The 24,457-nt window shown below is 54.2% G+C and carries 22 protein-coding genes and 2 pseudogenes; 13 read left to right on the top strand and 11 right to left on the bottom strand.

Annotated features, from left to right (window positions below; translation table 11 throughout):
- The first annotated feature begins 1 nt into the window (after position 1).
- The gene (gene nuoN, locus F4V61_RS07465) at positions 2-1,459 is read left to right on the top strand and encodes an NADH-quinone oxidoreductase subunit NuoN (protein ID WP_000156673.1); all 1,458 of its coding nucleotides are present in this window, start codon (positions 2-4) and stop codon (positions 1,457-1,459) included.
- 139 nt (positions 1,460-1,598) lie between these two features.
- Here nuoN and F4V61_RS07460 read toward each other — a convergent pair whose 3' ends face one another.
- Positions 1,599-2,603: a chemotaxis protein gene (locus F4V61_RS07460; protein WP_000368548.1), complete on the bottom strand. Its 1,005-nt coding sequence runs from the start codon at positions 2,601-2,603 to the stop codon at positions 1,599-1,601.
- Positions 2,604-2,668: 65 nt separating this feature from the next.
- A complete protein-coding gene (gene rbn, locus F4V61_RS07455) occupies positions 2,669-3,586 on the bottom strand; it encodes a ribonuclease BN (protein WP_000419095.1) in 918 nt (305 codons plus the stop codon).
- 60 nt (positions 3,587-3,646) lie between these two features.
- On the opposite strand from rbn, the gene F4V61_RS07450 reads away from it, so the two are divergent.
- The 9 genes from F4V61_RS07450 (at position 3,647) to pmrD (ending at position 11,930) form a co-directional block, all read left to right on the top strand.
- A complete protein-coding gene (locus F4V61_RS07450; protein WP_000568151.1) occupies positions 3,647-4,108 on the top strand; it encodes a GNAT family N-acetyltransferase in 462 nt (153 codons plus the stop codon).
- Between the two features lie 54 nt (positions 4,109-4,162).
- Positions 4,163-4,468, top strand: a complete 306-nt coding sequence (gene elaB / locus F4V61_RS07445; RefSeq protein ID WP_000121716.1) for a stress response protein ElaB — start codon at positions 4,163-4,165, stop codon at positions 4,466-4,468.
- A 102-nt stretch (positions 4,469-4,570) separates the two neighbouring features.
- Positions 4,571-5,866, top strand: a complete 1,296-nt coding sequence (gene menF / locus F4V61_RS07440; protein ID WP_000555681.1) for an isochorismate synthase MenF — start codon at positions 4,571-4,573, stop codon at positions 5,864-5,866.
- Between the two features lie 85 nt (positions 5,867-5,951).
- Positions 5,952-7,622, top strand: a complete 1,671-nt coding sequence (gene menD, locus F4V61_RS07435) for a 2-succinyl-5-enolpyruvyl-6-hydroxy-3-cyclohexene-1-carboxylic-acid synthase (RefSeq protein ID WP_000116375.1) — start codon at positions 5,952-5,954, stop codon at positions 7,620-7,622.
- Complete coding sequence (gene menH / locus F4V61_RS07430) at positions 7,619-8,377, top strand: 2-succinyl-6-hydroxy-2,4-cyclohexadiene-1-carboxylate synthase (protein ID WP_080161006.1); 759 nt, start codon at positions 7,619-7,621, stop codon at positions 8,375-8,377. Before menD ends, menH begins: the two co-directional genes overlap by 4 nt.
- Before the next feature lie 14 nt (positions 8,378-8,391).
- Positions 8,392-9,249 carry a 1,4-dihydroxy-2-naphthoyl-CoA synthase gene (menB, locus tag F4V61_RS07425; RefSeq protein WP_000640011.1) on the top strand — a complete coding sequence of 286 codons (858 nt, stop codon included), beginning with the start codon at positions 8,392-8,394 and terminating at the stop codon, positions 9,247-9,249.
- Positions 9,249-10,211 (top strand): o-succinylbenzoate synthase, encoded by a 963-nt coding sequence (gene menC / locus F4V61_RS07420; RefSeq protein WP_001255572.1) that lies wholly within the window; start codon positions 9,249-9,251, stop codon positions 10,209-10,211. The genes menB and menC overlap by 1 nt, the downstream gene beginning before the upstream one ends.
- Positions 10,208-11,575 carry an o-succinylbenzoate--CoA ligase gene (menE, locus tag F4V61_RS07415; protein WP_080161007.1) on the top strand — a complete coding sequence of 456 codons (1,368 nt, stop codon included), beginning with the start codon at positions 10,208-10,210 and terminating at the stop codon, positions 11,573-11,575. The genes menC and menE overlap by 4 nt, the downstream gene beginning before the upstream one ends.
- 97 nt (positions 11,576-11,672) lie before the next feature.
- Entirely contained in the window at positions 11,673-11,930 is a 258-nt protein-coding gene (gene pmrD, locus F4V61_RS07410) for a signal transduction protein PmrD (RefSeq protein WP_000455128.1), read from the top strand.
- Here pmrD and F4V61_RS07405 read toward each other — a convergent pair.
- From F4V61_RS07405 to F4V61_RS07390, 4 genes and pseudogenes are all read right to left on the bottom strand, one after another.
- Positions 11,925-12,298, bottom strand: a pseudogene (locus tag F4V61_RS07405) (4-amino-4-deoxy-L-arabinose-phosphoundecaprenol flippase subunit ArnF). The gene pmrD and the pseudogene F4V61_RS07405 overlap by 6 nt on opposite strands.
- 69 nt (positions 12,299-12,367) lie before the next feature.
- A pseudogene (locus F4V61_RS07400) lies at positions 12,368-12,523 on the bottom strand (4-amino-4-deoxy-L-arabinose-phospho-UDP flippase); the annotation flags it as partial.
- A complete protein-coding gene (arnT, locus tag F4V61_RS07395) occupies positions 12,520-14,166 on the bottom strand; it encodes a lipid IV(A) 4-amino-4-deoxy-L-arabinosyltransferase (RefSeq protein ID WP_079903702.1) in 1,647 nt (548 codons plus the stop codon). The gene arnT and the pseudogene F4V61_RS07400, both read right to left, overlap by 4 nt.
- Entirely contained in the window at positions 14,163-15,383 is a 1,221-nt protein-coding gene (locus F4V61_RS07390; RefSeq protein ID WP_079798697.1) for a DegT/DnrJ/EryC1/StrS family aminotransferase, read from the bottom strand. Before F4V61_RS07390 ends, arnT begins: the two co-directional genes overlap by 4 nt.
- Before the next feature lie 297 nt (positions 15,384-15,680).
- Here F4V61_RS07390 and pmrG point away from each other — a divergent pair, with 297 nt between their 5' ends.
- Entirely contained in the window at positions 15,681-16,286 is a 606-nt protein-coding gene (gene pmrG, locus F4V61_RS07385) for a lipopolysaccharide core heptose(II)-phosphate phosphatase PmrG (protein WP_000879144.1), read from the top strand.
- A gap of 45 nt (positions 16,287-16,331) precedes the next feature.
- Here pmrG and nudI read toward each other — a convergent pair whose 3' ends face one another.
- On the bottom strand, positions 16,332-16,757 hold the full coding sequence (gene nudI, locus F4V61_RS07380) for a nucleoside triphosphatase NudI (RefSeq protein WP_001249904.1): 426 nt from the start codon (positions 16,755-16,757) through the stop codon (positions 16,332-16,334).
- A gap of 278 nt (positions 16,758-17,035) precedes the next feature.
- Between nudI and F4V61_RS07375 the strand changes: the two genes are divergently transcribed.
- Both F4V61_RS07375 and F4V61_RS07370 read left to right on the top strand, forming a co-directional pair.
- Positions 17,036-17,578, top strand: a complete 543-nt coding sequence (locus F4V61_RS07375) for a YfaZ family outer membrane protein (RefSeq protein WP_024131809.1) — start codon at positions 17,036-17,038, stop codon at positions 17,576-17,578.
- 114 nt (positions 17,579-17,692) lie between these two features.
- Positions 17,693-18,889 (top strand): nicotinamide mononucleotide deamidase-related protein YfaY, encoded by a 1,197-nt coding sequence (locus F4V61_RS07370; RefSeq protein ID WP_079827545.1) that lies wholly within the window; start codon positions 17,693-17,695, stop codon positions 18,887-18,889.
- Positions 18,890-18,988: 99 nt separating this feature from the next.
- Here F4V61_RS07370 and sseL read toward each other — a convergent pair whose 3' ends face one another.
- The 4 genes from sseL to glpA all read right to left on the bottom strand — a co-directional run bounded on the left by sseL (position 18,989) and on the right by glpA (position 24,442).
- Positions 18,989-20,011, bottom strand: a complete 1,023-nt coding sequence (gene sseL / locus F4V61_RS07365) for an SPI-2 type III secretion system effector deubiquitinase SseL (RefSeq protein WP_001017748.1) — start codon at positions 20,009-20,011, stop codon at positions 18,989-18,991.
- 366 nt (positions 20,012-20,377) lie between these two features.
- Positions 20,378-21,568, bottom strand: a complete 1,191-nt coding sequence (gene glpC, locus F4V61_RS07360) for an anaerobic glycerol-3-phosphate dehydrogenase subunit GlpC (protein WP_001285718.1) — start codon at positions 21,566-21,568, stop codon at positions 20,378-20,380.
- Positions 21,565-22,824 (bottom strand): glycerol-3-phosphate dehydrogenase subunit GlpB, encoded by a 1,260-nt coding sequence (glpB, locus tag F4V61_RS07355; protein WP_079827546.1) that lies wholly within the window; start codon positions 22,822-22,824, stop codon positions 21,565-21,567. Before glpB ends, glpC begins: the two co-directional genes overlap by 4 nt.
- Positions 22,814-24,442, bottom strand: a complete 1,629-nt coding sequence (gene glpA, locus F4V61_RS07350) for an anaerobic glycerol-3-phosphate dehydrogenase subunit A (RefSeq protein ID WP_079827547.1) — start codon at positions 24,440-24,442, stop codon at positions 22,814-22,816. The genes glpB and glpA overlap by 11 nt, the downstream gene beginning before the upstream one ends.
- Positions 24,443-24,457: the final 15 nt, after the last annotated feature.

Raw genomic sequence — 24,457 nt, 5'->3', positions numbered from 1 at the left:
CATGACAATAACTCCACAACACCTGATTGCGCTGCTACCGCTGCTGATCGTCGGCTTGACGGTGGTGGTTGTGATGCTCTCCATTGCGTGGCGACGCAATCACTTCCTCAATGCCACGCTGTCGGTCATTGGGCTTAACGCTGCTCTGGTTTCGCTTTGGTTTGTCGGCCAGGCCGGGGCAATGGACGTCACGCCGCTAATGCGCGTTGACGGCTTTGCGATGCTCTACACCGGGCTGGTGCTGCTGGCGAGCCTCGCCACCTGCACCTTTGCCTATCCGTGGCTTGAAGGCTATAACGATAACCAGGAAGAGTTCTACCTGCTGGTGTTAATCGCCAGCCTGGGGGGAATCCTGCTGGCGAACGCCAACCACCTGGCGGCGCTGTTCCTCGGTATTGAACTGATCTCTCTGCCGCTGTTCGGCCTGATTGGTTATGCCTTCCGCCAGAAACGCTCGCTGGAAGCCAGTATCAAATACACCATCCTTTCCGCCGCCGCCTCGTCTTTCCTGCTGTTCGGGATGGCGCTGGTCTATGCGCAGTCCGGCAACCTGTCTTTCGAAGCGCTCGGTAAGAGCCTCGGCGATGGTATGCTGCGCGAGCCGTTGTTGCTGGCGGGCTTTGGCCTGATGATTGTCGGTCTGGGCTTTAAACTCTCTCTGGTGCCGTTCCACCTGTGGACGCCAGACGTTTACCAGGGCGCGCCTGCGCCGGTTTCCACCTTCCTGGCGACAGCGAGCAAAATTGCTATCTTCGGCGTGGTGATGCGTCTGTTCCTGTATGCGCCGGTAGGCGACAGCGAAGCGGTACGCGTGGTGCTGGGCATTATCGCCTTTGCCTCTATCATCTTCGGTAACCTGATGGCGCTGAGCCAGACCAACATCAAACGTCTGCTCGGTTACTCTTCTATCTCTCACCTCGGCTATCTGCTGGTGGCGCTGATTGCGTTGCAGAGCGGCGAGATGTCGATGGAAGCGGTGGGTGTTTATCTGGCCGGTTATCTGTTCAGCAGCCTCGGCGCGTTTGGCGTGGTCAGCCTGATGTCCAGTCCGTTCCGCGGCCCGGATGCTGATTCGCTCTTCTCTTACCGTGGTCTGTTCTGGCACCGTCCTGTTCTTGCCGCGGTGATGACGGTGATGATGCTGTCGCTGGCAGGTATCCCGATGACGCTGGGCTTTATCGGCAAATTCTACGTGCTGGCGGTTGGCGTTCAGGCCAGCCTGTGGTGGCTGGTCGCCGCTGTGGTGGTCGGTTCCGCGATTGGTTTGTACTACTACCTGCGCGTCGCCGTGAGTCTCTACCTGCACGCGCCGCAGCAGCCGGGACGCGACGCGCCGATAAACTGGCAGTACAGCGCAGGCGGTATCGTGGTGCTGATCTCCGCGTTGCTGGTGCTGGTGCTGGGTGTCTGGCCGCAGCCGTTGATTAGCCTTGTGCAGTTAGCGACGCCGTTGATGTAAGCAATAAGTAAAAAGAAAAACCCGCTTCACGAAGCGGGTTTTTTATTGCCTGATGTAATATTTTGAAATTAATATGGACTGTAAGCCGGATAAGACGCTCGCGCCGCCATCCGGCATTTACGATCTCAGCGAGCGGAATTTAACTTAGCAACTGCCGACTTACCAGCGGGCCGCTGATGTTTTGCGCCGCGCGTTCCATCACTTCCTGTATCACTGACGAGAGTTCATTGATTTCAAACTTTGCGACGTAGCCGTCGGCCTTCACTTTACGCACATGATCTTCGTTGGCGCTGCCGGAAAGGGAAGAGTGAATAACGACCGGGATCTTTTTCAGCCGTTCATCGGTTTTGATTTTACGCGTTAACGTAAAACCATCCATCTCCGGCATCTCAAGATCCGTCAGGACCAACGCGATTTTCTCGCTAATAGGCTTACCTTCGGCCTCCGCTTCCTGCGCCAGTTGCTGGATCTTCACCCATGCATCCTTGCCTGTCACATGCATCTGATGCGGGATTTCCATCGCGTTCAGCCCTTTTTCCAGCATCGCGCGGGCGACTTTGGAATCTTCCGCCACAATGGCTACCGCGCCAGGGGTAATATTAAATTTATTGGTCTTCAGATTGGTGGCGCGCAGATCGTGGCTTGAGGGGACAATATCATAAAGGATCTGTTCGACATCAAGCACCAGCGCCAGATTATTGGTCTCTTTGTCTTCGTCCAGACAGGCGATGCTGGTGATATAACGGCCGTTAACGGCTTTCTCGGCGGTATGCACCTGCTTCCAGTCAAGGCGCATAATATTTTCCACCGACTCGACGGCAAAAGCCTGGACACTGCGCGCATATTCGGTGATCAGCAAAATATTTAACCCGGTTTCCGGCTTGCAGCCAGCTACCGCAGGCAAATCAATCACCGGGATAACCTGATCCCGAATATTAACCATGCCCAATAGCGGCGCTTTCATGCCTGCCGGGCGCGTAAAGGCAGGCATCGGTACGATTTCGCGCAGCTTAAATACATTGATGCCGAACAGCTCTGACTTCTGTTCATGCAGCGATGTACCAAGACGGAATAACAGTAGTTCAAAACGGTTTGACAGGGTTAAATTCGCCCTGTCATCAATATCTTTCTGAAAATTATCCATCCTAACCTCATTATGAAAGCCTGCCTTTTTTAGTGTTATCGGCAATGAGGACAAAAAATGGAGCGCTAAACCGGGAAAACAGAAAAATCGTAAGCCAGTTCCGTCGCCGGGAAAATAGCGCGGCATTCCGCCAGTAAGCGCTGACAGCCTTTATCATCATAGCGTGAGCTAATATGGGTCATGATCAGCCGACCGACGGCAGCCTCCCGCGCCAGCGTCGCGGTTTGACGGGTGGAGCTGTGTCCGCGAGCGTTGGCTTTCTCCTCCATTGACACATCCAGCGTGGTTTCATGTACCATCACATCCACACCTTGCGCCAGCGCGAGGGCGGCCTCGCAGGGCGCGGTATCGCCGAAAATCGCCACTGATTTCCCGGCCACGGCGGGAGCAAGGTAGTCGGCGCCATTGATCTGCCTTCCATCGGCAAGCGTGACGGTTTTCCCCGCCTTCAATGCCTGAAACAGCGGACCTGGCGTAACGCCTGCGGCTTTTAACGCTCTGGCATTCAGCGCGCCAGGCTTGTCATGTTCAACAACGCGATATCCGTAGCACTCCAGTGGATGCTCCAGCCTGAACGCGGTCACTTTACGCAGACCGTCGTCAAGAATATCCCCGGCGCTGATTTCTTCAATTTGCAGCGGGAAATCGGTCCATGAACCGCTAAGACGCAGTGTGGTTGCAATAAACTCACGCACGCCTTGAGGTCCGTATACGGTTAGCGGATGGGGATTCCCCGCCATCGACCGGCTGCATAGCAGACCCGGCAGGCCAAACAGATGATCTCCGTGAAGATGGCTGATAAAAATGCGCTCAAGCTTACCGGGATGAAACGCGGTATTAAGCATTTGATGCTGTGTCCCTTCGCCGCAATCAAAAAGCCATACTCCCGGCTGCGTTGGATGTTGCAGGTGTAATAAAATTGCCGTTACATTGCGTGAACGGGTGGGAACGCCTGCGGACGTACCTAAAAAAATTAATTCCATCTTGTCCTTACACGTTTGGTTATCGTTTAGCCCAAGATTACCACAACACAGGAGCGCATCATGATTGACTGGCAGGATCTCCATCATAGCGAACTTACCGTTCCTCAACTTTACGCGTTGCTCAAATTGCGCTGCGCGGTTTTTGTGGTAGAACAGCGCTGTCCTTACCTGGATGTGGATGGCGATGATTTAGTCGGCGACAATCGCCATATTCTGGGCTGGCATCACGACGAGCTGGTGGCGTATGCGAGGATTCTGAAAAGCGATAACGAATCAGACCCGGTTGTCATTGGCCGGGTGATCGTCAGCGATGCCTGGCGAGGAGCGAAACTGGGCCAGCAATTAATGGCGAAAACGCTGGAATCTTGTGGGCGGCACTGGCCGGATAAGCCGCTATATCTGGGGGCGCAGGCGCATCTGCAACCTTTTTATGCGCGGTTTGGTTTTATTCCGGTCACCGATGTTTATGACGAAGACGGCATTCCGCACCGGGGAATGGCGCGGGAGGTTCATCAGGCATAAACCGAAACCGTTGACTATAGTTAGGAGCAGGTGTTAACACAACGGAGAATGAGAATGTCATATCAATTTGGTGAATCACGTGTTGATGATGATCTGACTTTGCTCAGCGAAACGCTGGAAGAGGTTTTACGTTCCTCAGGCGATCCCGCCGATCAAAAATACATTGAACTGAAAGCTCGCGCGGAACAGGCTCTGGAAGAGGTGAAAAATCGCGTAAGCCAGGCATCGGATAGCTATTATTACCGGGCAAAACAGGCCGTTTACAAAGCGGATGACTACGTTCATGAAAAGCCCTGGCAGGGTATTGGCGTAGGCGCGGCGGTGGGACTGGTGCTTGGATTGCTGCTGGCGCGGCGCTAAATCCTCTCTAACTGAACAGAATCGCAACCCTCCCTAAATGAGGTACTGCTTTTTTAGGGCAGTACCCCGTATAATGTGGGGTTTTTAACAGGGAGGGTCCGCGTGCATTCTATTACTACAGCGCTGGAAAATCTGACGCGTCAGCTATCGCAAGAGATACCAGCGACGCCAGGTCTTTGCGTTTTCGAGGCGCCTTTCCCGTTAAACGATGCCTTTGATGCATTGAGCTGGCTGGCCAGCCAGTCATCCTTTCCCCAATTCTACTGGCAGCAGCGCAATGGCGATGAAGAAGCTGCCGTTCTTGGGGCAGTCACCGTATTTTCATCGCTTGATCTGGCGCAACGGTTTTTACGCCAGCACCAGCAGCCCGACCTGCGTATTTGGGGGCTGAATGCGTTTGAGCCGAAAGAGAGCTATTTATTGCTGCCGAGACTGGAGTGGCGGCGGAGCGGTGGTACGGCGACTTTACGCTTACATCTGCATAGTGACGTTTCGCTACGCGATGATGCGCGCCAGGCGAGAGCGTTTCTTGCTTCTTTGGTCGGCATTAAGCCTGTTCCGGCGCTGCGTCTCTCGCTAACGGGCGAGCAGCATTGGCCGGATAAAGACGGTTGGGTAAAACTGATTCAGCAGGCCACCCATGCCATTGCGCAAGAGGCGTTTGATAAAGTTGTGCTGGCACGGGCCACCGACTTACAATTCTCCCGTCCGGTCAATGCCGCCGCGATGATGGCGTCCAGTCGTCGTTTAAATCTCAACTGCTACCACTTTTTTATGGCCTTTTCCGCCGATAGCGCCTTTCTGGGATCATCTCCGGAGCGGCTCTGGCGGCGGCGTGAAACGGCGCTGCGTACTGAAGCGCTGGCCGGGACGGTGGCGAACCATCCGGATAACCACAAAGCCTGGCAGCTTGGTGAATGGTTAATGAAAGACGATAAAAACCAGCGAGAAAATATTCTGGTCGTCGAAGACATTTGCCAGCGACTGCAACATTGCACCCACTCGCTGGATGTGCTGCCGCCGCAGGTGCTCAGGCTACGTAAAGTACAGCATTTGCGACGCTGTATCTGGACGGCGCTTAATCAGGCAGACGACACGCTCTGCCTGCATCAGTTACAGCCTACCGCGGCGGTCGCCGGAATCCCTCGTGAACCCGCGCGTTGTTTTATAGAACAACATGAGCCGTTCGAACGTGAATGGTATGCCGGGTCGGCTGGCTATCTCTCCACGCGGCAAAGCGAGTTTTGCGTGACGTTACGTTCCGCCAAAGTGACGGCCAATGTGGTGCGACTGTATGCCGGCGCGGGGATCGTCCGGGGCTCCGACCCTGAGCAGGAATGGCAGGAAATAGATAATAAAGCGGCCGGGTTACGTACCTTATTGCAGATGGATGCGTAATGAGTCACATATTCCCGACCCATATCAATAATCCATTTTTGCAGCTCTTTATACTTAGTCCCAATGATTGATACCGGACAAACTCATGTCAGTAAGTGCATTTAACCGGCGCTGGGCGGCGGTCATCCTGGAAGCCTTAACCCGTCATGGCGTCAGGCATGTTTGTATCGCCCCTGGTTCCCGCTCCACGCCACTCACATTGGCGGCGGCAGAGAATCCTGCTTTTATTCACCATACGCACTTTGATGAGCGCGGGCTTGGTCATCTGGCGTTAGGGCTGGCGAAAGCCAGCAAACAGCCTGTTGCCGTTATTGTGACCTCAGGCACCGCCGTGGCGAACCTTTATCCGGCGCTAATTGAAGCGGGTCTGACGGGAGAGAAGCTCATTTTACTTACTGCCGATCGCCCGCCTGAGCTAATTGACTGTGGCGCCAACCAGGCGATCCGCCAGGCGGGAATATTCGCCTCGCATCCCTCCCAAACGCTCTCGTTGCCGCGTCCGACGCAGGATATTCCGGCGCGCTGGCTGGTGTCGACCATCGACAATGCGCTTGCCATGCTCCATGCGGGGGCGCTGCACATTAACTGTCCTTTTGCCGAACCGCTGTATGGCGATATGAATGACACCGGTCTGGTCTGGCAGCAGCGTCTCGGCGACTGGTGGCAGGATGAAAAACCCTGGCTGCGCGAAGCGCGTCGACGGGAAAGCGACAAACAGCGCGACTGGTTCTTCTGGCGACAAAAACGCGGCGTCGTTGTAGCCGGGCGTATGAGCGCGGAAGAGGGCAAAAAAGTGGCGCAGTGGGCGCAGACTCTGGGCTGGCCATTAATTGGCGACGTATTGTCGCAAACCGGGCAGCCGCTGCCGTGCGCCGACCTGTGGCTCGGCAACGCCAAAGCGGTGACCGAACTGCAACAGGCGCAGATTGTCGTCCAGCTTGGCAGCAGCCTTACCGGAAAACGCTTACTGCAATGGCAGGCGACCTGCGAGCCGGAAGAGTACTGGGTAATCGACAATATTGAAGGTCGTCTGGACCCGGCGCACCATCGTGGGCGCAGACTGGTGGCGAAAATCGCCGACTGGCTGGAACTGCATCCGGCGGAAAAACGTAAACCTTGGTGTGTGGAGATTCCGCGTCTGGCGGAACTGGCGTGGCAACGGGTGGTCGCGCAGCGCGACACCTTTGGCGAAGCGCAACTGGCGCACCGTATCCGCGACTATCTGCCGGAGCAGGGACAACTGTTCGTAGGCAATAGTCTGGTGGTGCGTCTGATCGACGCGCTGTCGCAGTTGCCGGCCGGGTATCCGGTATACAGCAATCGCGGGGCGAGCGGCATTGACGGCCTGCTCTCCACGGCGGCGGGCGTGCAGCGCGCCAGCGCCAAATCGACGCTTGCCATTGTCGGCGATTTATCCGCGCTATACGATCTTAACGCGCTGGCGTTGCTGCGCCAGGTGTCCGCGCCGTTTGTGTTGATTGTGGTCAACAATAATGGCGGACAGATCTTCTCCCTGCTGCCGACGCCGCAAAGCAAGCGTGAGCGCTTTTATCTGATGCCGCAAAACGTCCATTTTGACCATGCGGCCGCCATGTTTAACCTGCGCTATCATCGCCCGGAAAACTGGGAAGAGCTGGAGCTGGCGCTTGCGAGCGCGTGGCGAACCCCGGCAACGACGCTGATTGAGCTGGTGGTAAATGAGACGGACGGCGCGCAGACGTTGCAGCAGCTTCTGGCGCAGGTAAGCCATCTATGATGTTGCACGCGCAGAAAATGCCCGGACAGTCTGGGATGCCCTGGCTGGTTTTCCTGCACGGTTTTTCTGGCGATTGCCGCGAGTGGCAGCCGGTCGGCGAGCAGTTTCACACCTGTTCGCGGCTCTATATTGACTTACCGGGACATGGCGGATCGGCGGCTATCCCGGTCGGCGGATTTGCCGATGTCTTCCAATTATTGCGCGCTACTTTAATTAGTTACAACATACTAAAATTTTGGCTGGTGGGATACTCTCTTGGCGGCCGGGTGGCGATGATGGCGGCCTGCCAGGGAATACCCGGACTGTGCGGCCTGGTAGTCGAAGGCGGTCATCCGGGGCTGCAAAATGAACAGGCGCGCGCTGAAAGACGATTGTCCGACGGGCGCTGGGCAGAGCGTTTTCGTCGTGAACCATTGAGTACGGTTTTTCACGACTGGTATCAGCAGTCGGTTTTTACCTCGCTGACGGCGCAGCAAAGGCAGGCGCTGACGGCGCTGCGTAGCCAGAATAACGGCGAAACGCTGGCTGCGATGCTGGAGGCGACATCGCTTGCCGCCCAGCCGGATTTACGCGAGGCGCTCAACGCGCTGACATTTCCGTTTTATTATTTATGTGGCGAACGCGACAGCAAATTCCGCGCCCTGGCGCAGGAAGTGGCGGCGACATGCCATGTCATTCGTAACGCCGGACACAACGCGCATCGGGAAAATCCCGCTGGCGTAGTAGACAGTCTGGCTCAGATTCTGCGTCTCTGACTAAAGGACACACTATGATCTATCCTGATGAAACAATGCTTTACGCACCGGTAGAATGGCACGACTGCTCGGAGGGTTACACCGACATTCGTTATGAAAAATCCACCGACGGTATTGCAAAAATCACCATTAATCGTCCGCAGGTGCGCAATGCATTTCGTCCGTTGACCGTCAAAGAGATGATTCAGGCGCTGGCGGATGCCCGTTACGACGACAACGTGGGCGTGATTATTCTGACCGGCGAAGGCGATAAAGCGTTTTGTGCGGGCGGCGACCAGAAGGTGCGCGGCGATTACGGCGGATACCAGGATGACTCCGGCGTGCATCATCTGAACGTGCTGGACTTCCAGCGCCAGATTCGCACCTGTCCAAAACCGGTTGTCGCGATGGTCGCGGGTTACTCCATCGGCGGCGGTCATGTGCTACACATGATGTGCGACCTGACCATCGCGGCGGAAAATGCCATCTTCGGTCAGACTGGCCCGAAAGTCGGTTCTTTTGACGGCGGCTGGGGCGCTTCGTATATGGCGCGTATTGTTGGCCAGAAGAAAGCGCGTGAGATCTGGTTCCTGTGCCGTCAGTACGACGCGAAACAGGCGCTGGATATGGGGCTGGTCAACACCGTTGTTCCCCTGGCGGATCTGGAAAAAGAGACCGTGCGCTGGTGCCGTGAAATGCTGCAAAACAGTCCGATGGCGCTGCGCTGCCTGAAAGCGGCGCTGAATGCCGACTGCGATGGTCAGGCGGGGCTGCAGGAGCTGGCAGGCAATGCCACGATGCTGTTCTACATGACGGAAGAAGGACAGGAAGGCCGTAACGCCTTTAACCAGAAACGTCAGCCTGACTTCAGCAAATTCAAACGGAACCCATAATGCGTAGCGCGCAGGTATACCGCTGGCAGATCCCCATGGACGCGGGGGTGGTTCTGCGCGACAGGCGGTTAAAAACTCGCGACGGGCTGTACGTCTGTCTGCGTGACGGCGAGCGTGAGGGGTGGGGCGAAATTTCCCCGCTTCCGGGATTCAGTTCGGAAACCTGGGAAGAGGCGCAGACAGCGCTGTTAACGTGGGTGAATGACTGGCTTCAGAGAAGCGACGCGTTACCGGAGATGCCTTCGGTCGCGTTTGGCGCAAGCTGCGCGCTGGCGGAACTGACCGGCGTGTTGCCGGCGGCGGCGGACTATCGCGCTGCGCCGCTGTGTACTGGCGATCCTGACGATCTGGTACTGCGGCTTGCCGATATGCCCGGCGAGAAAATCGCCAAGGTCAAAGTCGGTCTCTATGAAGCGGTACGTGACGGCATGGTGGTTAATTTGCTGCTGGAGGCGATCCCGGATTTACATCTGCGTCTGGATGCTAACCGCGCCTGGACGCCACTGAAAGCCCAACAGTTCGCAAAGTATGTTAACCCGGACTACCGTCCCCGCATCGCTTTTCTGGAAGAGCCGTGTAAGACGCGTGATGATTCATGCGCCTTTGCCCGTGAAACCGGCATCGCGATTGCCTGGGATGAAAGCCTGCGTGAGCCGGACTTTGTTTTCGAGGCACAGGAGGGCGTCAGCGCCGTGGTGATTAAACCGATGCTGACCGGAGCGCTTGATAAAGTGCGTGCGCAAGTCGCAGCCGCCCATGCGCTGGGGCTAACGGCGGTCATCAGCTCTTCGATTGAGTCGAGCCTCGGCCTGACGCAACTGGCGCGAATTGCCGCCTGGTTGACGCCGGGAACGCTGCCTGGACTGGATACCTTGCATTTGATGCAGACGCAACAGGTTCGCCCCTGGCCCGGTAGCGCGTTGCCCTGCCTGAATCGTGATGAGCTGGAACGGCTGTTATGACATTGACTGACTGGCCGTGGCGCCACTGGCGACAGCTTCGCGGATCTGCGCCCGCGCTGCGTCTGAATGATGAGGTGTTAAGCTGGCGCGCGCTCTGTGAGCGTATTGATGTGCTGGCGGGCGGGTTTGCCGCGCAGGGGGTACGGGAGAGTGACGGCGTCCTGCTGCGCGCCTGGAATCATCCGCACACTCTATTGGCATGGCTTGCGCTGATGCAGTGCGGCGCGCGGGTTCTGCCCGTCAACCCGCAGTTGCCCCAGACATTGCTGGAGGCGCTGGTGCCGGAGTTAACGCTGCGTTTTGCACTGACACTGGAAGGCGAAAACGCCTTTTCCGGGTTAGCCGCGTTGCAGATGCGAAAAAGTACAGAAGCGTATGCCGTGGCCTGGCAACCGCAGCGTCTGGTTTCCATGACGCTGACATCGGGTTCCACAGGATTGCCAAAAGCCGCCATACACACATACCGGGCACATCTCGCCAGCGCGCAAGGAGTGCTTTCGCTAATGCCGTTTGGCCCCCAGGATGACTGGCTGCTATCGCTGCCGCTGTTCCACGTTTCCGGGCAGGGCATTATGTGGCGTTGGCTCTTCGCTGGGGCGCGAATGACGGTACGTGATAAGCAACCGCTGGAGCAGATGCTGGCGGGATGTACTCATGCTTCTCTGGTGCCGACGCAACTGTGGCGGCTACTGGCGAATCAGGCGGCGGTGACGCTGAAAGCCGTTTTGCTCGGCGGCGCGGTGATCCCGGTTGAGCTAACCAACCAGGCCAGCAGGCAGGGGATTCGTTGCTGGTGCGGGTACGGACTCACGGAGTTCGCTTCTACGGTATGCGCCAAAGAGGCCGATGGTTCGGATGATGTCGGCGCGCCGCTTCCCGGCAGAGAGGTCAGAATCGTCGATAATGAAGTCTGGCTGCGCGCCGCCAGCATGGCGGAAGGCTATTGGCGTGATGGCAAACTGATCCCGTTGGTTAATGACGAGGGCTGGTTTGCTACGCGCGATCGCGGCGCGCTGAATCACGGCAGACTCACCATTGCCGGACGGTTGGATAACCTGTTCTTTAGCGGCGGCGAGGGTATTCAGCCGGAGGAAGTCGAACGCATTATTAACGCGCACCCGCTGGTGCAGCAAGCCTTCGTCGTGCCGGTGGAGGATAAAGAGTTTGGTCATCGCCCCGTTGCGGTAGTGGAGTATGTATCGCAGGCTGGAGAGGTGAACCTCGCTGAATGGGTTAGCGACAAGCTGGCGCGTTTTCAGCAGCCGGTGCGCTGGTTGACGTTGCCGCCAGAACTGAAAAACGGAGGGATTAAAATATCTCGCCGTGCGCTCCAGCAGTGGGTGTGTAAGAGCGGTAAAAATTAATGTCAGGTTAATATACAACCATTCCATCGCTATTGCCGTTTTGTTTACCCGTTGATGTGTAACGTGTTGTGATCAATAAACTTGAAACGGGGGCGCTATGGAATGGTTGGTTAAGAAATCGCATTACGTCAAAAAAATGGCGCGCCATGTTCTGGTGCTTTGCGATAGCGGCGGATCGCTAAAGATGATAGCCGAGGCGAACTCCATGATCTTACTGAGTCCCGGCGATATCCTGTCGCCTTTAAAAGATGCGCAGTATTGTATCAATCGGGAAAAACACCAGATCCTAAAAATTATTAATGCTCGATGTTATTCCTGCGACGAATGGCAGCGGTTGACGCGCAAGCCATCATGAGCTGGCGGGCAGGAAAATCAGCATTATCCCCGCCACAATGCACAATGCACAATACGCCGAGCATCGCTTTTAGACAGAAGGCGCCTTACAGAGCGGGTAACAACCCTGACAAGCACGTAGCTGAGACTAAGCAGCGCATAGGTTTTGCTTAACGCGAGCGAGTGTAATGTTTTCTGCCAGCAGGAGACGGGAATCAGATATCCCGCCAAACCGGCAAATAGCGCCAGGGTCGCGGTAGTGAAGGCGCCCAGCCCGGCAATAAACGCCAGTGGATGCGCTATTGATGGCAGTCGCATCATGGAGAACCCCAGACTCAACTGGGCGAGGGAGGCAATCGCAACGCTTATCAGTCCCCACATTACGCCCATTACGCTGCGCTTCCCAGGATGATAATACCGCAGATAATCAATCCGACGCCAAGTCAGCACCAGCAGCTACAGCACTATCGCCGCGCCCATGCATATCAGCACTAACCCCAGACACAGCATCAGGTGGCGGCGTCCGCTCGCCGTCAATGGCCGTGTCGCGTGCTTCTGACAGAGCTGACTGCCGACGCTGAACAGCCTGGCGAGCACCAGAGCTACGCCGATCAGTTAGGCTGATACTGAATTAACACCAGACGCCCTTGATAATCAATATTGCTCGCAGGAGGAATGGCAAGAGCGCTAATGTCTTCATCTTTGGCTATTGAGAGTACCAATGTAATAATGCCCCTCTGACGATGCTGATTGAGCCAGGCGTTGAAATCGTTGGCTTTAACGAATTTATCATGGACATCGGGGTAGCTAAGACCATACCTGAGTTCGCCTGTGTAACCATAGAGCATAATATCGTCCCGTTTCAGGCTCCAGGCCAGCCCGGCGGCGACGCCGACGCTGTCGGTAAGAATATAGCGGCTTGATGCCAACGGCACCCGGGTCATGTCGACAAAAAACTGCGGCTGTTTGGATTCCATGACTCTGTCGGGGACGGAAAAGCCGAATAACAGCGCCAGCCCCAGAGGACAAAACGCTGGCAACATGTACTTTTGGCTATTACAGAGGCTATACCAGCCCACAAACGCCCAAACAGTAAAGACGCCCCAGACGCAAAAAACTTTATAGGTTTCGATATGCGTCCACACCGGCGATGTCAGCGGCCCCCATGAGGAGACGACAAACGCCGCGACGATCCCGATTAACCCGAACGCCAGGTTGATCCCACCGTTGACACGTAGCGCGAAGACGCCTTCTTTCACGTTATGCAGGACGAAGCGCGCCATTAATATTGCTATCGGTGCGAAACAGGACAGGATATAGGTGGGCAGTTTCCCTTTCGCAATGCTGAAAAAGAGAAGCGGCATGATCGTCCATCCGAGCAAATAAAATGCGCCGTTTCGCTCGCGCCAGCCCAGTTTAAGCGCGCCAGGCAGTAACCCCAGCCACGGTAAACTTCCCACGAGCAGCACTGGCAGATAGTACCAGAAGGGGGCTTTATGCCGGGCATCGCTCATGGCGAATCGCTGAATATGCTCCACCCAGAAAAAGTAATGCCAGAAATCGGCTTCGCGTCGGGCAATGGCGATTGCCCAAGGAACGACAACCATCAGGCAGCTCAGTACCGCCAGCCAGCCGTAAAGCAAAAATTCTTTCCAGCGTTTCTGGACAATGACCCATGGCAGCACGCTTATCACCGGTACGGCCAAGGCGAGGAAGCCTTTGGTTAGCACCCCCAGTCCACAGATGGCGCCCAGTAGCAAAAACATCCCAATCCTGCCCATTCGGGTCATGGCCTGCATTCCCTGCCAGAAACAGCACATACCGGCCGTAAGCCAAAGCGCGATCATTGGATCAAGCGCCGCATACGTCCCGATGCTGTAAACGGCAAAGAGTGATAGAAAGATAACGGAGGCGAGCAACGCGGTGCGTTTATCCCGCCATAAGCGGAGCGTCAGCCATGCCACCAGCGCAGCGGCCAGCAATGTCGTCAAAATAGCGCCAGCTCGCACGCCAAAATTGGTGGCGCCAAAAAGCCACTGACCCAGACTGTTTAGCCAGTAACCCGCTATCGGTTTTTCAAAATAACGTAATCCCAGAAAATGCGGTACGATCCAGTCGCCAGATGCCAGCATCTCCCGACTTATTTCGGCATAGCGTGTTTCATCCGGCTGCCAGAGTAGGCGGAAGTTGACAGGAATAATATAGTAAAGAGCGATAAACGCGGCGAAAGCCAGATAATAACGTATCGGTTTCATCATGAGGCGCTCACTGTCTGCTGGCCCTCCAGCCAACCGTCACGACCCGGGATGTGTCTACGTACAATTTGCCCCAACGGCAGAATTCCTGGCGATGTCGGCAGCAGTTCGCCCAGAGGACAAAAGGTGATCCCCGTGTCGCGTGCGCGAACGAGCAAATCTTCAAACAGCGGCTGATGGACAATCTCTTCGACTTCCGCATGGATGGTGTATACCGGCGTGCCTTTGTCCTGCAACATGTGGGAGATAATCCAGGCATTGAACGCCTGCGCCTGAACGGCGGGGCCGATAATCTTATCCCACGTTGGTAAGGTTACGGGGATTTGCGGCGTCCCTGCCTGGCCCGGAATCAATCCCGGACGGAATAAGGCGCTTCTACGGCAATCGCTGTTATACCGCAAGTTGAACGGTTCTTTCGCACGAACAATGCGCCTATCCCCTCGCCACTTGGCTGAGGCTGAGCAGGTGACAGGTTTTCCGATAATAGCCTGAAGCGCCGTTATGCCGCGCGCGATATCTTCTTCAAGCTGGCGAATGCTCCGGTGGCCGCAATGAGTCTGCCACACATGATGATACCAGGCATCAACGCCAAGTCCGTGAAACTTGATACTGTGCAGTTTATCCGCAAATTGTGGGTTAACCGTGACAACGATGCCGCCTTCTGCGCAGGTAATGTTTTTAATGGCGTGGAAGGAGAAAATCGCGGTGCCCCGGGCGCCAATGTGGTGACCTTTGTACCCGGTTCCTGTCGTGTGCGCCGCGTCTTCAATCACAGTAATGCTATAATCGCCAAGAGCGTGAATAGCGTCCAGATCGGCAGGCGCGCCAGCGTAATGTAAGGGGATGATTGCTTTTGTTCGCGGCGTAATGACGGCTTCGATGTGTTCAGGTGTGACCATCAGCGTATCGCGATCGACGTCGACCATTACGGCGTTCGCGCTGAGTAAAACGATCATATTTAGCGTAGAAACCCATGTCATCGACGGCGTAATGATTTCGTCGCCTTCACCAATGTTCAGCGGCATCAAAGCGATATGCATACCGGAGGTGGCAGAACTTACGGCAACGGCATATTGGTTGCCTGTTAGCCGACAAAATTCCGCTTCCAGTCCCTGATTTTCAGGGCCGGTTGTTATCCAACCTGGGTCCAGTTCGGTCTTAACGGCTGCGAGCTCTTCCGTGCCCATCGCCGGGCGGGAGAACGGCAAAAAGTCCGACATTATTTTTCCTTAAGCCATTACAAGCCGTTTTTCAAATATTCGGAGAGTAGAAAAGGACTTATTTTTAACGCATTTAGCTGAACATTACTGTATGAAGATTAAATTAACATTAAGAAATTAAGGTAAGATAAAAATATAATTTTTAACGGAGTTATGCTTTGCTTTTGCCTAAAGCTTAAGGCATTTTATGCACGCCATAAATCTGTTTTATGTTTTTGGTCTGCGTCTTCCCTCGCGGAATTTTATTTTAATCGTACTGCTATTAAGTTAGCGGCATTGTCTGCCTGAGAGGTTAATGTGCTGGCATTTATCCTGCGTTTTATTAAAAACAAAAGCTATTTTGCGCTCCTTGCGGGGGCATGGGTTATTATCGCCGGGTTGACCTCGCAACATGCCTGGAGCGGTAACGGCTTGCCGCAGATTAACGGTAACACGCTGGCGGCGCTGGCGAAGCAGTATCCGGTTGTGGTGTTATTTCGCCATGCCGAGCGGTGCGATCGTTCCGATAACACCTGCCTGTCAGACAGTTCGGGAATTACGGTTAACGGCGCGCAGAATGCCAGATCGCTGGGTAAAGATTTTAATGCCGATATACAAAATTACAATCTTTATTCCAGTAATACAGTGCGTACCATCCAGTCGGCAACCTGGTTTTCGGCGGGCAGATCGCTTACAGTGGATAAAAAAATGATGGATTGCGGCAGCGGTATTTATGCTTCCATCAATACCTTACTGAAAAAGTCACAGAATAAAAACGTAGTCATTTTTACACATAATCATTGTTTGACATATATTGCAAAAAATAAGCGCGGCGTAAAGTTTGAACCGGACTATCTTGATGCGCTCGTTATGCATGCGGCAAACGGAAAACTCTTTTTAGATGGTGAGTTTGTTCCCGGCTGACAGGAATGATAAAAGTGTAAAGACAGCCTGAGGCGGCTGTCGTTATTATAATAGCCCTTTCAACCTTAACGTGTGGCGTGTCGCTACATTCAAGTCATACAGAGCAAATTCTTCCGGCCTGACCCAGGCGTAGTCCTGAAACTCGTCGTTGATGCATATATCGCGATTGGCGGAAACACAGTCGAAGATGAGATAAATCATATAAATCTCTTCTTGTCTGCCATCAGCATATGTTTTAACACGGATATCGTCGCGGAAGGTCCACGGCGTAATATCGCTCAGAATCAGTTGCTCGCCGAGTTCCTCCCGAATCTCCCGACGCAGCGCCTCTTCAATACGTTCGCCTGGTTCGACCCCGCCGCCCGACAGCGCCCACTGACCGGGAAAGACGCCGCGGTTGTCGGCCATTTTGCACAGCAGATAACAGCCATCATTTTGAATTAATGGGCAAACTATAGTTCGTTGACGCATAAGTCGCTTCCTTAAACCACCATGCCATCAGCTTAACAAATCATTCTGCGAAATTCTTTGTGAAAAATGGAAGCGATAACGCAGACTGCGTTTTTTGTTAATCCTGTTGATGCAGGCGTCGTCATGTGATGGCGCAATGATGCGTCATGGTGAAAGTAGTATTTCGTTACAATATGTTTTTGGAATGGTTTTTTAGTGCATTGATTCCTCAGCGTCTGGCAGTACAATTCTGCCGTTTTGGGGAGTTTTTCTTTATGTGCTTGCTGGAAAGGGTAAAAATGAAAAAAAGCATATTATTAGGTTTTGCCGGAATGCTGTTCGTTTCTGCATCGGCGCAGGCCATAAGTATTAGCGGCCAGGCGGGCAAAGATTACACCAACATTGGCGTGGGTTTTGGTACGGAATCGACGGGACTGGCGCTAAGCGGTAACTGGATGCACAACGATGATGATGGCGATGCCGCGGGCGTTGGTCTGGGGCTGAACATTCCGGTGGGACCGCTGCTGGCGACGGTTGGCGGTAAAGGTATTTATACCAATCCGAAAGACAGTGATGAAGGCTATGCGGCGGCTGTCGGCGGTGGGTTACAATGGAAAATCGGCGACAGCTTCCGTCTGTTCGGCGAGTATTATTATTCACCAGATTCGCTGTCCAGCGGTATCGAAAGTTATGAAGAAGCGAACGCCGGCGCGCGTTTCACCCTTATGCGCCCGCTGAGCATTGAAGCCGGTTATCGTTACCTGAACCTGGCGGGTAAAGATGGCAACCGTGATAACGCGATTGCGGACGGCCCTTATATTGGCGTCAACGCCAGCTTCTGATGCTAACGGCGCGGCCATCGTCGCGCCATATTCCTCCTTCTCCCGTTATTCTTCTATCCACGGTATATCCGGCTTTGCGTTATAGTGTTTTCATCATAAGAGCAGGAGAACACGATGCTAAATGTGGAAATGCTATCCACCGGGGATGAAGTGTTACATGGACAAATCGTTGACACTAATGCCGCCTGGCTGGCTGATTTTTTCTTTAATCAGGGTGTTCCGTTGTCGCGGCGAAATACGGTAGGCGATAATCTGGACAGTCTGGTCGCCATCTTGCGTGAACGCAGCCAACATACTGATGTTTTGATTGTTAATGGCGGGTTAGGGCCGACCAGCGATGATTTAAGCGCGCTCGCTGCGGCAACGGCAAAAGGCGAAGGATTGGTACTCCACGAGGAGTGGCTGGCTGAAATGGAACGCTACTTTCAGCAACGTGGTCGCGTGATGGCGCCGAGCAACCGTAAACAGGCGGAGCTGCCTGCCAGTGCGGAGTTTATTCCTAATCCGGTCGGTACTGCCTGTGGATTTGCGCTACAGCTCAATCGCTGCCTGATGTTTTTCACCCCCGGCGTACCGTCGGAATTTAAGGTTATGGTGGAGCAGGAAATCTTGCCGCGGTTACGCGCGCGTTTTTCGCTGCCGGAGCCGCCGCTTTGCCTGCGGTTAACGACCTTTGGTCGTTCAGAAAGCGACCTGGCGCAGAGCCTTGATTCGCTGTCGTTGCCGCCCAGCGTGACGATGGGGTATCGCTCATCAATGCCGATCATTGAACTGAAGTTGACCGGCCCGGCTACGCAGCGGGAGGCAATGCTGGCGTTGTGGTCGGAGGTCAGGCGGGTTGCCGGGCAGAATCTAATTTTTGAAGGTACGGAAGACCTGCCGGCGCAAATAGCCCGTTGCCTGCAGGAAAGGCAACTTAGCCTGACGTTGAGCGAGCAATACACCAGCGGCTTACTGGCGCTACAGCTTTCCCGCGCCGGAGCGCCTGTTCTTGCCAGCGAAGTCGTCCCCTCTCAGGAAGAAACGCTGGCGCAAACGGCGCACTGGACGACAGAACGACGCAGCAACCATTATGCCGGTCTGGCGCTGGCCGTGTCGGGGCTGGAAAACGAACATCTTAATTTCGCGCTGGCGACGCCGGATGGCACGTATGCCTTACGCGTGCGTTTTAGCGCCAACTGTTACAGTCTGGCAATACGTCAGGAAGTCTGTGCGATGATGGCGCTAATTATGCTGCGCCGCTGGCTTAATGGCGAGGATATGACCAGCGAGCATGGCTGGATAAACGTGGTTGAATCATTGACAGCATAGAATTTTCAGTGGGAAGGCCTGACCTTCCCATTCTTAAACTGGTTTATATTACTTATAATTTTTTGCAGAGAATCAGTATCATTTTAGGATAAGTACTCACTATGACGTGAGACTGTATTCATGTATTTTTCGCCGAGTTTCGGTATTAAATAATGTTTGTTCCTCTACTGAAAGCCTTAAGAAATTTTCGGAATATTCTCGCAGTACAGCAACGGGATCGTTTTGTCCGGTAGCCGATAAGAGTTGCAATGCTTGGAAACAAAATAGACCACAGCCGTTTGGTACATTATTCTGTAAATCGATTTCAATAAAGTTAACGTCACCTTCTTCTGATGCGCCTGCAATTTTTGCTGCTGCTCTAATCTCTTGCTTAGTATTTTGGTTTAAATCATGATGAGTGTTAAATATAAGACATTTTATTTTTTCTGCAATTTTATAAAAAAGACAAAAAATCCAGTGACTTTCTGTATTTATCAGGAAAACTTCATTGTCGGATAAACCTGATTGAGCAACCTTTTCATGTAGTTGAGCGCTTAACACATTTTCTCCAGTGGTAGGATGAATAAGCCCAATAGGATAATTCACCGATAAAGACAATCCCTGAGTCATACCTTGCGTTGCACGTGATAGCTCATCTGACGATACCATGCGCGCAGGACACCATAGATTTTCAACGCCTACCTGTTCTTCCTCTGTCTGAGCGATCTGGTCGCCAAGAATTTTATGCGCTATTTCTAGTTTTTTAGAAAAGTCGGGTGTTGCGGAACCGGCCATATAAAGTAATCTGGAGGGAATATGTAGTTTTTTGAAATCAGTATTATTTTTTGCAATGTCGTTATTGGCGGTTTGATATAACATAAGGCAAGCCTGATTGATTTTTTTGTCTATATCTGGTGATCCATGTTTTTTTCCGCTAAAGAGATCAAAAAGAATTTTCTCAACTTTGTGTCCCAGGTCATCATTGCGTAGAGCAAGATTGCATAACAGATCAATACAATTCTGATCACCGTTCTCTACTTCGCGAATCAACAACGCAAGTCCCTCATCGCTCACCTCTTCTGAATATAAATTTTGAAATTGCGGTGTGCTCAATCGGTAAAGTGAGTTTACACATATATTCATTTTGAACTGTTTCCTGGTTGGCAAGAGGAGAATATTATGTAATTGTAGTTATTTATAAAAGTATTATTGTTAGTGGAGATAATTATTACATCGGGCATAGACCTGATTTTCTTATTATTCATATAACGCTCAATTATTGTTGGGGATATTCAGTGCCCCCCCCTAAGGGGGCTGGTAACGCGTAGATACAAGTGATATGACTGTATAATCAGTCACTTCGCTACCTGTCATGCTACTGCGCGTTAGCGGTCATGGTTGGCCAGATAGGACAGGTTATTGCAGAAAGGAGTGCCGCGTTTATGCTTGATGGATAAGCGGTTTCAGTTATTAGGGCGATGGCGCCGGAGGGGGCCCGGCGCTTTTTACTTAGCCGAGCGCTTGGGCAAGTAGCGTAATGGGATGTTCGCAGCGTTTGCTTGTCGACATCTCAATTTGCCACTTACAGGTTTCACAATCGGTGACGACCAGGTCGGCGCCGCTCTCTTCAATCTGGCGGAACAGCGGCGCGCCGATGGACTGCGATGTCGGATAGTTTTCCTTTTTAAATCCGTACGTGCCGGCAATACCGCAGCACTGTGAATCAAGTACCGTCAATTCAAGCCCCGGAATTTGACGCAACAGTTCAAGCGTGTAAAGCGTCCAGCCCATTTTTTCCATATGACACGGCGTATGGTAAACCACTTTCAGCGGCAAAGGGTTCAGCGGCAGCGTTTGCCCGGCATCCAGTTTGCGCCATAGCCAGCGGGTGGCCAGCTCGATATGTTCGCGCAGTCCGGCGTTGTCCACGTCCAGCACTTCAGGATATTCATCGCGCAACGCAAACGTACAGGTGGATGACGTGGCGATGACCGGAATACCTTTGACGGCAATCGCCTCGCGTAGCGATTCCACATTGCTGATAGCCTGTTTGCGAGCTTTATCCGTAAAACCGTTAGCGATCAGCGGCACGCCGCAGCATTTCTCTTTACTCAGTAGTTGTACGCCGGTACCCATTGCGTTCAGTACGTTAATCAGATCTTTTCCGAGCTGCGGATGGTTGTAATTCACAAAACAGCCATGGAAAAAGGCGACTTGATCTGTGTACTTGGCCTGCGCAGCCGCCACGCTTCGATACCAACGGCGGAAGGTGCCGAAAGAATATTTCGGTAAGGCGCGGCGATGATCGATTTTTAGCGCGTAATCAAGCAACTGGCGCACTGGCTTTAAGGCGGTGGCGGTATTGACCACTGGCGCGAACGGCGTTGACACGCTGCCCATCAGATCGGTATGGCTGAGAATAAAGTTACGCAGTGACGGGCGCGTCGTATCGTATTTCGCGCGGGCGCGCTGGATGATATCGCCAATCTTCACGTCCGACGGACAGGCGACTTCGCAGCGCTTGCAGTTAATACAATATTTCAGTGCCTCGTCATATAGCGCGCCGTCTTTCAGACGCAGACGTTCGCCATCCGGCCCGGCCTGTTTAGGGCCGGGGTAGCCGGGATTAACGCGGCTGACCGGGCACGCGGTGGTGCACACCGTACATTTAATACAACTTTCAAAACGTGTGTCGCTCATTGCTGTTCTCCTGCACGCTCAGCGATATGGTGCGCGGCCTGGAGGGCGCTGACTGCGCAGACGCCGCCGCCGCATCCCTGGGCTATAGGATCGAACCCCGCCAGCACAGAACCTATTGCATACAGATTTTCTACCGTGTTGCCCGCAAGGGAAGGGCGGAAAGCGTCATCCGTCACAACGCCAAACTGCTGCCAGGGCTGTGGGTCGAAGAAATTTTGTTGATACCATTCGGCGCGGGTGGCCGTTTGTTGTACGTCGAGTCCTAAAATGGGTTCGCGGATCCCTTCACGTTCAGCCACCAGACCGCTACTAAAGAAACTACCGCTGGCAAGTACGGCAAAACGCGGACGCAGCGGGATATCGGCATGGTTGCGGGTCCATATTTCGCTCACGATACCGTGACGGCAGGTGACTTTCTTCACTTCATCGCCCGGCATCCAGATGCCGCCCTGACGGACAAACTGGCGTTGTAGCTGATTGTGCAGACGAATACCGAGCACCGACGGCGGCAGCGTCGGTAGCAGCGTGAGCGCGCAGGACAGACGTTCGTTAAGCCAGCGCCACAACGTATCGTTCGCCAGCCCGAAACAGGCGGGCATGATGATCATGTCGCAGTTTGTCGCCATCGGCGACAGCGCGTCGTAAAGTAGCGGCCATTTTTCTTCATTATCAAGCAGACGCGCGATATTGACCGCGCGAAACTCCGTCGGGTTATCGCGCAGTATGTCCAGTTCAGGAAGGTCGATTTCTGCCGTTTCAACGTTGAGATCGCGCTGGCGCAGCGACGCTGCCGCAAGGTGAGCCTGGAAATCCAGTAATCCACTTACGCCGACGACGCAAATTCTCTGTGCGAACAATGGCCAGACCGGCACTTCCGGCGAGCTAAGCCAGGTTGAGCGTAATGTGCCAAGCGGCGTTACACGCTGGTGCGCCTGTTGTACATCGCCGTATAACTGCGCTCCGCTGGCGTTAAGTAGCGTTTGCGCCTGCTGCGCCAGCGTAAGGACTTTTTGCGCCCCTAAACGCGAATAAGGATGTTCAGGCGCCTGGCGGCACAGCGTATCAAGCCCGGCGGTAATCTCCGTCACCGGTTGACCGTCGGGTAGGGCGCTGAGCAGATCCAGCGAGCCGGAAGAAAAATGCAGCGCGCTTTGTCCGCGAGTGACGATGGCGCAGCGTAATCCATGCTGCTGGAGCTGCAGCCCGCACAGCAAACCGGCGAGGCCGCCGCCCATAATAACCGTATCAAATTTCATTCTGGTGCTCCTTCTCCAGACCGCATAAACCCTGATAAACCCAACGCGTGAATTCGCTTTCGCGTAGCGCGTCTCCCCAGGCGACAGGTTGTACGCCCTTCCAGCGTTCATTGAGAAATTCAGAGAGTTGCGTAATAGATTGCGTCGCAGTCGTCACATTAAAACGCTGCAGTAGCCCGGCTGCGCGGCAGGCGCACAGTTCGCCCTGGCAAGTGCCCATGCCCACGCGAGTGCGACGGCGTAGATCCAGCAGACTATTCACGGTTAAGTTTTCGACGGCATACTGTACTTCACCCGCCGTGACGGCCTCGCATTCACAGACCAGGCTACGGTGCTGGCGGTCTTCGCTTAGCCATCCCGGCGTGCGATCGCCATGCCGATAAACCGCCGATCCGCGTAGCGGCGCGGGAAGCGAGATTATGCGTTTCAGAGTATGTTCCGTAGACTTTTCTGAGCCAGGCAGCGCCGTATCCGCCGTGATGCAGGGGCGAGCATTACCCAGTTTGCGGCACACGGCGTCGGTTGCCCATTCCGCCATCAGGCGATAAGTCATTAGCTTTCCGCCGGTAATGGTAATGAAGCCTTCAAGCCCGTCGCGCTCGGCGTGGTCGAACAGCACGATACCGCGGCTGACGTTTCGACCGCTAGGATCGTCATCGCTGGCCACCAGCGGGCGGACGCCGGAATACGCGCGCAGAATACGCGTCTTCGCCATGACGGGGGCCAGTTTTTCCCCTTCACGCAGCAGGATATCTACTTCATCTGCGGTGACACGGTTGCTGTCTATCTCATTGTAATCAATACGGGTAGAAGTGGTGCCGATCAGTGAAATCGTATCGCCGGGCACCAGAATGTCGGCGTCCGACGGTTTCCGGCAGCGGTTAATCACATGCTGGTTGATCCGATGGTCCATGATCAACAGCGACCCTTTTGCCGGGAACATGCGAATACTCAGGTCGGCATATTCGGCAATCCGTTGCCCCCAGATACCTGCCGCATTGACCACCACTGGCGCATGAAGCGTCTGGGTTTCGCCGGTGAGATGGTTGCGCACATGGACGCCGCAGACCGTTGCGCCTTCACGAATGAGCCCGGTCACTTCATGCGCCGTTAACACGATTGCGCCATGTTCTCTGGCATCCAGCATATTGGCGGCGGTAAGGCGGAAAGGGTCCACGGTGCCATCCGGCACTTTTACCGCGCCGATGAGCGCAGGGTTAACGGAAGGTTCGATGATGCGAGCCTGCTGCGGATCGATGGCTTCAGCGCGAATGCCCGCCGCTTCACAGGCGCGAATAAAGGTGGCCTGAAACGCAAGATCATCTTCCGGCAACGTAATAAACAGACCATCCGTCGGTTCGACGCAATGACGGGCGATCCGTTTTAAGATTTGATTTTCACTAATACACTCGCGCGCAGATTCCGCGTCGGTAACGGCATAACGGGCGCCGCTGTGCAGCAGCCCGTGGTTACGCCCGGTCGCGCCGGTCGCAATATCATGCCTCTCCACCAGAATGACACGTAAACCGCGCAGTGCGCAGTCGCGGGCGATCCCAGCGCCTGTTGCTCCACCGCCAATGATAATCACGTCACTTGCTTGCGAGTCGCGAGTTTTCATTGTTTTTCCTCACAG

Source organism: Salmonella enterica subsp. arizonae (assembly GCF_008692845.1).
Taxonomy (GTDB): domain Bacteria; phylum Pseudomonadota; class Gammaproteobacteria; order Enterobacterales; family Enterobacteriaceae; genus Salmonella; species Salmonella arizonae.
The sequence above is the reverse complement of the archived record's forward strand: the minus strand, read 5'-3'. Positions and strand labels throughout refer to the sequence as shown.